Raw genomic sequence first — 13,272 nt, forward strand, 5'->3', positions numbered from 1 at the left:
CGGCGTTGCAGCGACCCGATCCGCTGGGCGAGCGCGTCGGCCTGCCGGCGCTTGGCGGCGAGGTCCTGACGGGTGGCGTTGTGCCGCTCGATGAGCGGTTCGAGCGTGTTCCAGTCCTCGTCGAGCTGCCGCTCGATCTCGGCGACCGTGGGGTCGGCGTGGGCCACGGTCGGCGCGCCGGTCAGGACGACGGCGGTGCCGGCCAGGGCGACGACGGCGGCGGTGAGGCGTGACCGGCGTGGGCGCGGCGCGGCCGGCGTCCGGTCGGCCGGGGCCGACGGGCGTGCCGGATGCCGCGGGGCAGGGTGTGCCACCGGGCTCGGTTCTCCTTCTTCCTCTCCGCCTACCGGGTTAGCTGACGGGTTCGGGCGGGAAGGGAGCGCCCTACCGCGGCGGGTGCTGCGGATTCACCCCGGCGTACCTGGGTCCCCGGCTCGCCCCGGGAAGGCGACTCGGCGGTGTCGGACCGTCACCGCCCGGCTGGCGGTGCAGCTAGCGGTCGACGATTGACCAGGGTAGAGACGACCGTTATCGATTCGCAACCCGCCGGGCCGCGCCACGCCGCACGAATCCACCCCGGAAATTTTCTTCGCCTACCTATAACCAATGGAAAAGTATTGACGTGGGCCGGACGGCGGCGGGAGGGTGGCCACATCCGCACCTACCAGGAGGTTCGATGCCCCGCTCCACCGTGTCGCCGAGCAGGCGCGTCCTGCTCGGCGCCGCCGTGGCCGCCGCCACGGCGCTGACGCCCCTCACCGCCGCCCCGGCAGCGGCCGAGACGCCCCCCGACCGCCAGCAGCAGTACGCGGACGCCGCCGCCGAGTACGGCGTGCCCGAGAGCGTGCTGCTCGGCGTCTCCTACCTCCAGTCCCGCTGGGACACCAACGCCGGCACCCCCAGCACCAGCGGGGGCTACGGGCCGATGCACCTCACCGACGCCGCGTACGTGGCGAGCCTGCCCACCGGCACGCACCACGACTCCGGCGACGAGGACCCGCGCGGGGACGACTCCCGCCCCGCCCGCACCCCCGCCGCCCAGCCGCCGGCCGAGGACGGCCCGGACGCGGAGTCCCTGCGCACCCTCGACGCCGCCGCCACCCTCACCGGCGCCGACGAGGCCGCCCTGCGCGCCGACGCGCCCACGAACATCCGCGGCGGGGCGGCGCTGCTCGCGTCGTACCAGAAGCGGATCGGCGCCCCCGTCGGCGCCCACACCGACCCCGCGGCCTGGTACGGCGCGGTGGCCCGGTACGCCGGCGCGGACAGCGCCGACGCGGCGGCGGCCTTCGCCGACGAGGTCTTCGGCACCATCGCCAAGGGCGAGAGCCGGGTGACCGACGACGGGCAGCGGGTCACCCTCGCCGCCCGCGCGGTGACCCCGCAGCGGTCCTGGCTGGACCGGCTGGGCCTGCGCCCGCCGCAGCGGCCCGACGGCGTCGAGTGCCCGACGGGCATCTCCTGCGAGTGGATTCCCGCCCCCTACCAGTCGCTCGGTGCCGACCCCGGCGACTACGGCAACCACGACCTGTCCGACCGGCCGAAGCGGCAGAAGGTCGAGTACATCCTCATCCACGACACCGAGGGCGGCTACGACGGCACCCTCAAGATGGTGCAGGACCCAACGTACGTGAGCTGGCACTACACGCTGCGCTCGTCCGACGGGCACATCGCCCAGCACGTCAAGACCAAGGACGTCGCCTGGCACGCCGGCAACTGGTACGTCAACTCCAAGAGCATCGGCCTGGAGCACGAGGGCTTCGCCGCCCAGGGCACCTGGTACACCGAGAAGATGTACCGCACCTCGGCGAAGCTCGTCCGCTACCTGGCGCAGCGGTACGACGTCCCGCTGGACCGGCAGCACATCATCGGCCACGACAACGTGCCCGGCACCGTCGCCTCCACCGTGAAGGGCATGCACTGGGACCCGGGGCCGTACTGGGACTGGTCGCACTACTTCGACCTGCTGGGCGCGCCCGAGCGGAGCACCGGCAGCCCGCGCACCGGCCTGGTCCGCATCGACCCGGACTTCGCCGCCAACCAGCCCGCGTTCACCGGCTGCGTGACGGCGGGCGTGCCCTGCACCCCGCGCGGCTCCTCGTCCGTGGTGCTGCGCAGCGCGCCGCGCGCCGACGCGCCGCTGGTCAACGACGTCGCGCTGCGGCCCGACGGCTCGCCTGCCACGATGCACATCTCCGACCACGGGGCCCGCGCCTCGTCCGGCCAGACGTACGCGCTGGCGGGCCGCGAGGGCGACTGGACGGCGATCTGGTACCTCGGGCAGAAGGCGTGGTTCCACAACCCCGCCTCCGCGCCCACGGCGGCGTGGACGAACGGCCTGGTGGCCACCCCGAAGGCCGGGAAGGCGACGATCCCGGTGTACGGGCGGGCGTACCCGGAGGAGGCCGCCTACCCGGCCGGCGTGCCGTACCAGCCGATCTCGCCGTTGCAGTACACCCTCTCCGCCGGCCAGCGGTACGCCGTCGGCGGCGTCCTGCCCGGCGAGTACTACCGGGCCACCACGTTTGACGGCTCCGCGCCCGGTGACTGGACGGTGATCCGGGGCGAGAAGCAGTACGTGCAGATCCAGTTCGGTCACCGGATCATGTACGTCGACCGCGCCGACGTCGACCTGCGGCCGTCGCCGGTGGGCGCGCCCCGCTGACGGTCGCCCCCGCACCACGAAGGCCCCCGGTCGGTGAGACCGGGGGCCTTCGTCGTGCGCCGCGTCCGGGCGGCCTTCGCGGGGGCCGCGCCGGGGCGCTCGGGGCTGTGCCGAGCGTCAGCCGGGTCGGCGGAAGCCGGCGATCGGCATGTGGTTGATGCTCGCCACCTGGACCGGCTTGCCGGCCCGGGGCGCGTGGACCATCATGTCCTTGCCCAGGTAGAGGCCGACGTGGTGCAGGTCGCTGAAGAAGAACACCAGGTCGCCGGGGCGGGCCTCGGAGCGCGGGATGGCCCGGCCCTCGTTCCACTGCGCGCCGGTGAAGTGGGTCAGCGAGATCCCGGCCGCCCGGTAGGCGAACTGGGTCAGGCCGGAGCAGTCGAACGCGTTCGGACCGGTGGCGCCCCAGACGTACGGGTCGCCGACCTGGGCGCAGGCGGTCCTGATGGCCGTGCGCGCCGCCGCGCTGACCACGCCGGTGATCGTCGGGCAGCCCGGGCTGGACACCACGGTCTTCGGTATCGACGCCTGGAGCCGCTTGATCTCGGAGTTGATCTCCTTCTTCTTCTCCGCCAGCTCCTTGGTCTGCTTCTCCTGGGTGGCGATCAGCGTGTCGAGCTTCTGCTTCTCGCGGTCGTACCGGGCCCGGACCTCGAGCACGCCCTCGACCTGCTTGCGCTCCTGCGCGGCCAGCCGGTCCAGGATGGTGAGCTGCTCGGCGAGGGTGCCCGGCTTGGTGCTGACCAGCAGCGCGCCGAGGTCCTGCGGCGGGCCGGAGATGTAGTACCGGGAGGCGAGGTCGCCGACCCGGTTCATCGCCAGCTCCGTCTCCAGCGACAGCGGCTCGATCTTCTTCTGGAGTTCTTCCGACTTCTTCTTGTTTGTCTTGAGCTGGGCGCGCACCTTGTTGTGCTGCTCGATGGTGGGTTCGAGCCGCTCCCACTGCTTGTCGATCTGCGCCTCGATCTCGTCGACCGACGGCTCCGCGTACGCGGGCGCGGTCAGCATCCCGGCGCCCACGGCGACCGCCGCCGCCAGGGTGAGCAGGCGGTGTACGAACCGGCGGGCACCGCGTGGGCGGGCGGGCGACCGTTCCGGGGCATGGCGATGAGGGGGCGTGGTTGCCACCGGCACCGACTCCTTCGCAACCGACCGCCGGGCGCCTCGCGAGAGGGAAGATCGAGGCAGACGACCCACAGCGGTCAGCGCCCCACATTAGGGAAGCGAAGGCACGGAATCAAGGCGGGCCGACCCACCGTCACACCCTGACAGACACCGATGCACCAGGCGTTGCGCGGAGTCATCCGTCCGGCCGACACCCTCGCGCCGATCGGCCGTCGACGGCTGTCGGGACGGCGTCGGAGAGCGGTCGTCCGTCCACCCGCCGCGCGCCGCCGCGCCGCTCGGCTGAGCAACGGCACGGCACCGGGAAGACGGCACCACGCCGTACCGGAAGACGGCGACGCGGCGTCACCCTCGTCGGGGCGACGCCGCGTCGGCGGACGGTGGGTGGCGGTCAGCCGGCGGCCGGGGCCGGCTGCTTCTCGCCCGACGCCGGCTCCGGCTTGACCGAGCGGAGCAGCACGCTGGCCACGTCGATCACCTCGACCTGCTCGCCGGCCCCCTTGCCGTTCACGCCGTCGCTGAGCATCGTCGAGCAGAACGGGCAGCCGACCGCGATGGTCTTCGCCCCGGTGGACATGGCCTCCTCGACCCGGTCCACGTTGATCCGCTTGCCGATCTTCTCCTCCATCCACATCCGGGCGCCGCCGGCGCCGCAGCAGAAGGAGCGCTCGCTGTTGCGCGGCATCTCGGTGACCTCGCCCTCGATCGAGGAGCCGAGGACCTCGCGCGGCGGGGTGAAGACCCGGTTGTGCCGGCCCAGGTAGCAGGGGTCGTGGTAGGTGACGCCGCCGTCGACGGGCTGCACCGGGGTGAGCTTGCCGGTGCTGACCAGGTGGGCCAGGAGCTGGGTGTGGTGCACCACCTCGAACTCGCCGCCGAGCTGCCCGTACTCGTTGCCCAGGGTGTTGAAGCAGTGCGGGCAGGTGGCGACGATCTTGCGCTTGCTCTTCTCCCGGCCCTCGAACGCCTCGTTCAGGGTCTCCACGTTCTGCTGGGCGAGCATCTGGAAGACGAACTCGTTGCCGATCCGGCGGGCCGGGTCGCCCGAGCAGGTCTCGCCCTCGCCGAGGATCGCGAACTTCACGCCCGCCTCGTTGAGCAGCGTGGCGACCGCCCGGGTGGTCTTCTTGGCCCGGTCCTCGAACGCGCCGGCGCAGCCGACCCAGAAGAGGTACTCGAAGTCCTCCACCTCGCCGACGCGGGGCACCTCGAAGCCGAGGCCCTTGGTCCAGTCCTCGCGGGTGTTCTGCGGCGCGCCCCACGGGTTGCCCTTGTTCTCCAGGTTGCGCAGCATCACGCCGGCCTCGGACGGGAAGCTCGACTCGATGAGCACCTGGTAGCGGCGCATGTCGACGATGTGGTCGACGTGCTCGATGTCGACGGGGCACTGCTCGACGCAGGCCCCGCAGGTGGTGCAGGACCAGAGCACGTCCGGGTCGATGACGCCGCCTTCCTCGGCGGTGCCGATCAGCGGCTTCTCGGCCTCGGCGAGCGCCAGCACGTCGACGTGGGCGAGCTGGGCGGCGGTGGCCTTCTCCTCGCCGGTCAGGTCCTTGCCGCCGCCGGCCAGCAGGTACGGCGCCTTGGCGTACGCGTGGTCGCGCAGGCTCAGCACGAGCAGCTTCGGCGACAGCGGCTTGCCGGTGTTCCAGGCCGGGCACTGCGACTGGCAGCGGCCGCACTCGGTGCAGGTGCTGAAGTCCAGCAGGCCCTTCCAGGTGAACTGCTCGACCTGGGCGACACCGAACTGATCTTTCTCGGGGTCGGCCTCCTCGAAGTCCAGCGGCTTCCCCTCGCTGGTCATCGGCCGCAGCGGGCCGAGGCCCGAGCCGGCCGGCTTCGCCGGGTCGCGCTTGAAGAAGATGTTCGGGAACGCCAGGAAGCGGTGCCAGGCGACGCCCATGGTGACGTTCAGCGAGATCACGATGAGCCAGGTCATCGAGATGGTGATCTTGATGAGGGCGGCCACGCTGACGCCGGCCTCCCAGGCCGGCAGGGCGTTGCCGACCGCGTGGCTGAGCGGGGTGGCCCAGGCCGGGTACTCGAAGTGGTCGGTGGCGACCTTGAAGCCCCGGATCAGGAAGCCGAAGATCAGGACCAGCAGCACGACCCACTCGACGAAGTAGCCCTGCCACATGGTCGAGCCGGTGAACCGGGACTTCCCGCCGGGCCGGGTCGGCCGGTTGCGCAGCCGGATCGCCATGAGCACCACGATGCCGACCAGGCCCAGGATGCCGATCCACTCGGTGGCCAGGCCGAAGACCGTCCAGTGCCCGATGACCGGCAGTCCGGCGGTGGTGCTGACCACCTCGAAGTACGCCTCGAGCACCAGCAGCGACAGCACGACGAACGCCACCATCACGAACCAGTGCGCCGCGCCGACCACGCCCCACTTGAACATCCGGGTGTGACCTGCGGTCTCCACCAGCATCTTCTTCGTGCGGGCGCCCTTGTCGGCGAACCGCTCCGGGGCGGGTTGCCCGAGCCGGACGACTGCCACCATCTTCATGACCGCGCGCACCGCAAGCCACACCGCCACGGCGGTGATGGCGGCTGCGAGGATCGTGGTGACGATCTGGACGCTGCCCATCGAGTTGGCCTCCCGGTCTGCTGCCTGGTCGAGCGGCTCGGCGACCGGGGGTCGGCTCAGGGGCGGGCCCGGCGCTCCGCCGTCACCGCACCCCGACCGGACCGGTCGATGACCTCGCTCCGCTCGGTCATGCAGTGCAGCCTACGCGCAAGGTTACCCATCGGTAACGTGAGTCTTCTCGCACGGGCCACGCCGCCCTGCCGACACCTTAGGATGCCCGGCGCCGAAGCGCCGGGCAGGGGCTCGGCGGGGTGACGCGGCGCGCCCCGACGCGGGGCGCGCGGTCAGCGCCAGCGGGAGAGCAGGACCAGGGAGGCGACCATCGCGCCGAAGCCCACCGCGAGGTTCCAGTAACCCCACGCCATGACCGGGTACTCCTGCTCGGACAGGTAGTACACGACCAGCCAGGCGATGCCGGCGACGATCAGCGCGACCGCCGTGACGGGCAGCCAGACCGGGCTGGGCTTGCGCGTCGCCGCCGTCGCCGTCGGACGCACGTCCGTCGGCGGGGTGTACACCTTCTTCTTACGGACCTGAGACTTGGGCACGACGCTCTCCAGAGGGGGTGACGACCTCGTCCGGCCTGACAACCGGGCGCGGGGGCGACGGTCCATGGCCAATAATGTTCGACAGCTAGCGTAGTCCGGAAGACCCGTTCAAGCCATGAATGGGGTCAGGCCGATGCGCCCAGTGACCGAAAAAGGCGGGACTGTTCCGGTCCTCGCCCCGGCTCGCGCCCTCGCGGGCCGACCCCAGACGACCAGACGAGGCGGAAGGAACGCTCGGTGGAGTACACGTCCGGCGCGACCTCCTGGCAGAAGGCCCTCCGGCGGGCGGTCGTCGCCCTCCTGCCCCGGCGTCGGCGGCAGCGGCGGCGGGGCTGGTCGATCGGGGTGCCGCTGATCGCCGCGGCGGCCGGGCTGCTCTTCACCACGACCGCCACCACCGCCGGGGGCACCGCCCTGCGGGAGGACCGCCGCCCCCAGCTCACCCAGCTCATCGAGGACCGCCGGGAGCAGGTCGCGGCGAGCGAGCGCCGGGCCGCCCAGCTACGGGACGAGGTCGAGGACGAGACCGCCGCCCTCGCCCACTCCGACGGGCCGATCAAGGAGCAGCAGGACCGCGCCGCCGGCAGCCGGCAGTCCGCCGGGTTCACCGCGCTCACCGGCAGCGGGGTCACCGTCGAGCTCAACGACGCCCCCGGCCGGCCCGACCAGGGGATGCCCGACGGGGCCACCAACGACGACCTGGTCGTCCACCAGCAGGACGTCCAGGCCGTGGTGAACGCGCTCTGGGCCGGCGGCGCGGAGGCCATGTCAATCATGAACGTCCGCGTCCTCGCCACCAGCGCGGTACGCTGCGTGGGTAACACCCTGCTGCTGCACGGTCGGGTGTACTCCCCTCCGTTCAAGATCGTTGCAATCGGCGACCCCGCTGCGCTCCAGCAGGCCCTCGCCGCTTCCGAGGGGGTCAAGATGTTCAAGGGCGCGGTCGACGACTACCAGCTCGGCTACCGCGAGACCGTCTCGACGGTCACCGTGCCGGCCTTCGAGGACTCCACAGCCCTGCGCTCCGCGACGGTGCCGAGATGAACCGGCCGCCCGACGACCACACGGACGGCGGGCACCGTGGCCGGGGCGAGGACCCCACCGCCTTCCTCCCCCGGCTCGACCGTTCCACCCCGGCGGCGCCCCGGCCACCCGGCCCCACCGGCCCCTGGCCGGCCCCGGACCCGGCCGCCCCCGCACTGGTCCCCGCAGGGCACGGCCGTCCGCCCGCCCACGATCCCGCCCTCGACTCGACCGCGCTGATGGGCGCGGTGCCCCGCACGCCGCAGACGGGCGCGCCCACCGACGCCGAGCCGGGCGAACCGCCCCGGCCGCGCCGCGGCGAGCGGGTGGTGCAGCTCCGGCCCGAGCAGACCGCCGAGGGCTACCGCAGCGTCTACTCCGAGCTGACCCGGCCGTCGTTCGGGGCCCGGCTGCGCGCCGGGGTCCGGTTCACCGGCGAGGTGCTGATCACCCTCGGCCTGGTGGTGCTCCTCTTCGCCGGTTACGAGGTGTGGGGCAAGTCGGCCATCGTCGACGCCCACCGGGACGACCTCAGCAACCAGCTCGCCCGCGAGTGGGGCCCGACCGGCGACCGCACGGTGGCCCCCAGCGCCCGTGCCGCCGCGACGCCGAAGCCGCCCGTGCGGGGCAAGCCCATCGCCGGGCTCCACATCCCCCGGCTCGACAAGAACTGGATCGTCGTCGAGGGGGTCGGCCAGGAGGACATCCGGTACGCCCCCGGCCACTACCCGGACAGCGCCATGCCCGGCGAGGTGGGCAACTTCTCCATCGCCGGCCACCGCAACCGGGCCACCTTCTGGCGGCTGGACGAGCTGACCGACGGCGACGTCATCGTCGTCGAGGGCAGGACCGAGTGGTACGTCTACCGGGTCGACAAGACGCGGATCGTCCGGCCGAACCAGGTCGAGGTCGTCGCGCCGGTGCCGATGCAGCCGGGCGCGAAGCCGAAGCGGAAGCTGCTGACCCTCACCACCTGCAACCCGAAGTTCGACAACTACCAGCGGCTGATCGTGCACGCCGAGCTGGAGCGCGCGCAGCCCAAGTCGGCGGGCCGCCCGGCGGAGCTGGGAGGCTGACGTGTACGGCTGGATCTGGCGCAGGCTGCCGCTCGGGCTGCCCGGCAAGCTGGTCGGCTCGCTGCTGCTCGCCAGCGCGGCGGTCGCCCTGCTCTGGTACGTGGTCTTCCCCTGGGCGGAGCCGCTGCTCCCCTTCGACGACGTGCAGGTCACCCAGGACTCCGGCGTGCCGGGCGGCGAGCCCGGCAGCGGCGCCCCGGACGCCCCCGCGGGCGACGAGCACGACCTGCCGTACGACACCGAACAGAACAACTCCCCGCCCCCCACCCCCGACAGGTGAGCCGATGCGCGTCCTGGTGATCGACAACTACGACTCGTTCGTCTTCAACCTGGTGCAGTACCTCGGCCAGCTCGGCGTCGACTGCGAGGTCCGGCGCAACGACGAGATCGACGTCGCGGAGGTGGGGCGGGTCGGCGCGGCCGGCGTCCTGCTCTCCCCGGGGCCGGGCAGCCCGGACCGGGCGGGCGTCTGCCTCGACGTCATCCGACGGTACGCGGGCGAGCTGCCCATCTTCGGCGTCTGCCTCGGCCACCAGGCGATCGGCGAGGCGTTCGGGGCCACCGTGGCGCGCGCGCCGGAGCTGCTGCACGGCAAGACCTCCGAGGTGCGGCACCACTCGGTGGGCGTGCTGGCCGGGCTGCCGGACCCGTTCACCGCGACCCGCTACCACTCCCTCGCCGTGCTGCCCGAGACGCTTCCCGACGAGCTGGAGGCCACCGGCTGGACGGGCTCGGGCGTGGTGATGGCCATGCGGCACCGGACGCTGCCGGTCGAGGGCGTCCAGTTCCACCCGGAGTCGGTGCTCACCGAGGGCGGGCACCTCGTGCTGGCCAACTGGTTGGCGAGCTGCGGCCACCCGGAGGCGCTGGAGCGCGCGCCGGAGCTGGCCGCCGAGGTCGACGCCCGCCGCCGCGCCGCCTTCGCCACGGCGTGACGGGCGCAGGTCGTACCGGTCAGCGCTCGGACTCCCGGGCCGGAGGGGTCGGGAAGAGCGGCAACCCGCCACCGCCTCCGGGCGCGGTCGGCGTGGTGGTGGGGCTCGGGGACGACGGTTCGGCCGAGTCGGTCGGGTCCGGGGTGGGCTCGGGGACGTCGACCTCGATGGTCACCCGCTTGCCCCGCTCCAACTGGGTGCCGCCGCGGGGGTTCTGGCCGGACACCTTGCCGGCCTGGTCGGCGGGCACCTCGTCACCGTCGACGATCCGCACCACGTAGCCGGCCTGCTCCAGCTCCCGCTTCGCGTCGTTCGCCGACGAGCCGATGACGTTCGGCACCTGCCGGACGTTGCCCCTGGAGACCTTCACCGTCACCTTGGTCTGCTCGGCGACCTTGGTGCCCGAGTCCGGGTCGACGTTCGTGACGACGCCCTCGGGCTGGGGGCTGGAGACCTCCTCCTTGTCCACCTTCAGGTTGAGGCCCTGGAGCTGCTGTTCGACGTTCTTGAACTGGGAGCCGACCAGCCCGTTCGGAATCGTCACCTCCGGCTTGCCGCCGCAGAGCTGGATGGTGACCCCCCGGCCCTTCTCGCTCTGGGTGCTCGGCGGCGGGTCCTGCTGGGCGACCGTGCCCTTCTTGCAGGTGCTGTTGAAGACCGGGTCGCCGACCGTGGGGACCAGGCCGGCCTTCTCGATCGCTGCCGTCGCCGCCTCCTGGGTCTGGTTGGCCAGGTCGGGCACGGCGACCTTGTCCGGGCCGCTCTGGTTCATCAGGATGGCGGCGACCAGCGCGATCACCGCGAGCACGCCGAGCGCGGCGAAGACGGCGATCACCCAGGAGGACGCCTTGCGCTGGCGCGGGTCGCCGACCCGGGCCGGCGGCTGCTGCGGGGTGGTCGCGCCACCGACGACCTGGGTCGGGTACCCGGAGGCGGCGGTCGCCATCGGCGTGGTCTCGGCCTCGCGCATCAGCGGGGTGGCCAGCACAGGCCGGCCGGCGGCGGCCCGGAGCAGGTCCGCCCGCATCTCGCCGGCGCTCTGGTAGCGGTTCAGCGGGTTCTTCGACAGCGCCTTGAGCACGATCGCGTCGACGGCGGGGTTGACGTCCGGGTTGATGTCGCTCGGGGTCGGCGGGGCCTCCCGGACATGCTGGTAGGCCACGCTGACCGGGCTGTCCCCGACGAACGGCGGGTGCCCGCAGACCAGCTCGAACAGCACGCAGCCGGCCGCGTACACGTCGGAGCGGGCGTCGACGGCCTCGCCGCGCGCCTGCTCGGGGGAGAGATACTGCGCCGTGCCGATGACCGCGCTGGTCTGGGTCATCGTGGTGGCGCCGGAGGCCAGGGCCCGGGCGATGCCGAAGTCCATCACCTTGACCTGGCCGGTCTGGGTGAGCATCACGTTGCCGGGCTTGATGTCCCGGTGGATGATGCCGTGCCGGTGGCTGAACTCCAGCGCGGCGCACATGTCGGCGCAGATCTCCAGCGCCCGGCGCGGCTGGAGACGCCCCTCGACGCCCAGCACCTCCTTGAGCGTCCGCCCGTTGACGAACTCCATCACGATGAACGGCAGCGTCTCGCCGGTCGGCCCGGTCTCCTCGCCGGTGTCGTAGACCGCGACGATGGCCGGGTGGTTGAGCGAGGCGGCGTTCTGCGCCTCCCGGCGGAACCGCATCTGGAACGTCGCGTCGCGGGCCAGGTCGGCCCGGAGCATCTTGATCGCGACGTCCCGACCGAGCCGGAGGTCGCGGCCGCGGTGCACCTCGGCCATGCCGCCGTAGCCGAGCAGCTCGCCGACCTGGTACCTGCCACCGAGCAGGCGGGCCTGCGCTGTCATCGCGTCTGTCGTCCTTCGCTCGTCGTCGTCTCGCCGCCGCCCGGCAGGAGCCGTTCCACCCGACGGTACGGCGTCCGGGACGAATCGTCGCCCCAGCAGCCCCGCAGCGCGCCGGAGGCCACGGCCCGGGGGCCGGAGGCGCCGGGGTCACCGGCCGCCGAGTTCTTCCGCACGTTGTAGGAAATCACGCCGGAGCAGAGCAGGACCAGCGCGGCCAGCAGCACGATCACCAGCACCGCCCCCGGCCTGGACCCGGGGGACTGGGGCGGGGGCGGGGGCAGGGTGGGCTGGCGCGCGTACCCGACCGGGCCGGGGTGGCGGACCGGAGCCGACGGCACGGCCGCAGCGGCGCGCGGGTAGGCCGGCGCGGCCGTCGCCGGAGGGCGGGGCGCGGGCTGCGGCGGGGCTGCCGTCATCGGAGGGCGGGGGGCGGGCTGCGGCGGGGCGGCCGGCGGCCGGGGCGCGGCCACCGCGGGGCTGACCGGCGGTGGGGGCTGCGGCGGGGCGGACGTCGGGACCGGCCGCTGTGCCGCCGCTGGCGGGCGGGGCGGCTGCCGCGACGCGAGCGGCACCTGGGCACGGGCCTGCCGGGTCGGCGGGGACGCCGGCGCGGCCGAGACCTGGCCGAGGTGGCCGCCGCCGCGCGACTGCTGCCCGAGCGAGAGCTTCGCCTGCCGGGCCACCCCGGCCAGGGCGGCGGCGCTGGGCCAGCGCGCGGCCGGGTCCTTGGCCATCGCCCGCTCGACGATCGCCCGGACCTGCGGCGGGATGTCCGCCGGCAGGGGGCGGGGAGCGTCCCGGACGTGCTTCATGGCGATTTCGAGCGGGTTGTCGCCCTCGAACGGGCGTCGGCCGGCGAGGCACTGGTACGCGACCACGCCGAGGGCGTACACGTCGGAGGCGGGCGTGGCGACCGCCCCGGTGGCCTGCTCCGGCGAGATGTACGACGCGGTGCCGAGCACCGAGCCGGCGGCGGTGAGCTGCCCGACCAGGTCGGAGCGGGCAATGCCGAAGTCGGTGAGCACGAGCGTGCCGTTGGGCCGGACGAGCAGGTTGCCGGGCTTCACGTCGCGGTGCACGATGCCCTTGCAGTGCGCCGCGTGCAGGGCGTCGGCGGCCTGGGCGAGCAGCGCCATGGTGCGGGCGGGGGTGAGCCGGCCGACCCGGCTCAGCGCCGAGGAGAGGGCGTCGCCCTCGACGTACTCCATGACCAGGAAGGCGACCTGCTGGTCGCTGCCGAAGTCATAGATGTCAACCACGCCGGGGTGGTTGATGGTCGCCATGGTGCGGGCCTCGCCCCGGAACCGCTCGGCGAAGCCCGGCTCGTCCAGCAGCGCCGGGAGCAGGCTCTTCACCGCGACCGTACGGCCCAGCACCTGGTCGGTGCCGCGCCACACGTCACCCATGCCGCCACTCGCGATCCGCTCGTCCAGGCGGTAGCGGTTGCCGAGCTGGACGCCGGGGCTGAGCATG

Annotated in this window: 10 protein-coding genes, 1 pseudogene and 1 riboswitch; of the genes and pseudogenes, 5 read left to right on the plus strand and 6 right to left on the minus strand. The window is 73.2% G+C overall.

Translation table 11 applies throughout. The features are described from left to right. Nucleotides 1-314 (minus strand): annotated as a pseudogene (locus tag LPU43_RS04825) (C40 family peptidase); the annotation flags it as partial. A gap of 12 nt (nt 315-326) precedes the next feature. Further along, a riboswitch (cyclic di-AMP (ydaO/yuaA leader) is annotated at nt 327-468 on the minus strand. Nucleotides 469-676: 208 nt separating this feature from the next. Here LPU43_RS04825 and LPU43_RS04830 point away from each other — a divergent pair. Next, the gene (locus LPU43_RS04830) at nt 677-2,665 is read left to right on the plus strand and encodes an N-acetylmuramoyl-L-alanine amidase (protein WP_229398987.1); all 1,989 of its coding nucleotides are present in this window, start codon (nt 677-679) and stop codon (nt 2,663-2,665) included. A gap of 117 nt (nt 2,666-2,782) precedes the next feature. Here LPU43_RS04830 and LPU43_RS04835 read toward each other — a convergent pair whose 3' ends face one another. The 3 genes from LPU43_RS04835 to LPU43_RS04845 form a co-directional block, all read right to left on the minus strand. Further along, entirely contained in the window at nt 2,783-3,799 is a 1,017-nt protein-coding gene (locus LPU43_RS04835; protein ID WP_229398988.1) for a C40 family peptidase, read from the minus strand. A 382-nt stretch (nt 3,800-4,181) separates the two neighbouring features. Beyond that, nucleotides 4,182-6,380: a (Fe-S)-binding protein gene (locus tag LPU43_RS04840; protein ID WP_229398989.1), complete on the minus strand. Its 2,199-nt coding sequence runs from the start codon at nt 6,378-6,380 to the stop codon at nt 4,182-4,184. Between the two features lie 284 nt (nt 6,381-6,664). Then, on the minus strand, nt 6,665-6,928 hold the full coding sequence (locus LPU43_RS04845) for a cell division protein CrgA (protein ID WP_229398990.1): 264 nt from the start codon (nt 6,926-6,928) through the stop codon (nt 6,665-6,667). 237 nt (nt 6,929-7,165) lie between these two features. Between LPU43_RS04845 and LPU43_RS04850 the strand changes: the two genes are divergently transcribed. The 4 genes from LPU43_RS04850 to LPU43_RS04865 are packed head-to-tail and all read left to right on the plus strand — an operon-like array spanning nt 7,166 to nt 9,962. Continuing rightward, nucleotides 7,166-7,972, plus strand: a complete 807-nt coding sequence (locus LPU43_RS04850; protein WP_229398991.1) for a DUF881 domain-containing protein — start codon at nt 7,166-7,168, stop codon at nt 7,970-7,972. Beyond that, on the plus strand, nt 7,969-9,027 hold the full coding sequence (locus tag LPU43_RS04855) for a class E sortase (protein ID WP_229398992.1): 1,059 nt from the start codon (nt 7,969-7,971) through the stop codon (nt 9,025-9,027). Before LPU43_RS04850 ends, LPU43_RS04855 begins: the two co-directional genes overlap by 4 nt. A gap of 1 nt (nt 9,028) precedes the next feature. Next, nucleotides 9,029-9,307 carry a hypothetical protein gene (locus LPU43_RS04860; RefSeq protein WP_229398993.1) on the plus strand — a complete coding sequence of 93 codons (279 nt, stop codon included), beginning with the start codon at nt 9,029-9,031 and terminating at the stop codon, nt 9,305-9,307. Between the two features lie 4 nt (nt 9,308-9,311). Next, nucleotides 9,312-9,962 (plus strand): aminodeoxychorismate/anthranilate synthase component II, encoded by a 651-nt coding sequence (locus tag LPU43_RS04865; RefSeq protein ID WP_229398994.1) that lies wholly within the window; start codon nt 9,312-9,314, stop codon nt 9,960-9,962. Between the two features lie 19 nt (nt 9,963-9,981). On the opposite strand, the gene pknB is transcribed toward LPU43_RS04865, so the two are convergent. Further along, the gene (gene pknB / locus LPU43_RS04870) at nt 9,982-11,799 is read right to left on the minus strand and encodes a Stk1 family PASTA domain-containing Ser/Thr kinase (RefSeq protein WP_229398995.1); all 1,818 of its coding nucleotides are present in this window, start codon (nt 11,797-11,799) and stop codon (nt 9,982-9,984) included. Next, nucleotides 11,796-13,271, minus strand: a complete 1,476-nt coding sequence (locus LPU43_RS04875) for a serine/threonine-protein kinase (protein WP_229398996.1) — start codon at nt 13,269-13,271, stop codon at nt 11,796-11,798. The genes pknB and LPU43_RS04875 overlap by 4 nt, the downstream gene beginning before the upstream one ends. Nucleotide 13,272 lies beyond the last annotated feature (1 nt).

The organism is Micromonospora okii (genome assembly GCF_020884795.1).
Lineage (GTDB): Bacteria > Actinomycetota > Actinomycetes > Mycobacteriales > Micromonosporaceae > Micromonospora > Micromonospora okii.

Bases quoted from the DNA above. Each gene is read 5' to 3' on its own strand.
- LPU43_RS04830 (WP_229398987.1), top strand. From the start codon at position 677: ATGCCCCGCTCCACCGTGTCGCCGAGCAGGCGCGTCCTGCTCGGCGCC.
- LPU43_RS04875 (WP_229398996.1), bottom strand. From the start codon at position 13,271: ATGCTCAGCCCCGGCGTCCAGCTCGGCAACCGCTACCGCCTGGACGAG.
- LPU43_RS04840 (WP_229398989.1), bottom strand. From the start codon at position 6,380: ATGGGCAGCGTCCAGATCGTCACCACGATCCTCGCAGCCGCCATCACC.
- LPU43_RS04855 (WP_229398992.1), top strand. From the start codon at position 7,969: ATGAACCGGCCGCCCGACGACCACACGGACGGCGGGCACCGTGGCCGG.
- LPU43_RS04865 (WP_229398994.1), top strand. From the start codon at position 9,312: ATGCGCGTCCTGGTGATCGACAACTACGACTCGTTCGTCTTCAACCTG.
- pknB (WP_229398995.1), bottom strand. From the start codon at position 11,799: ATGACAGCGCAGGCCCGCCTGCTCGGTGGCAGGTACCAGGTCGGCGAG.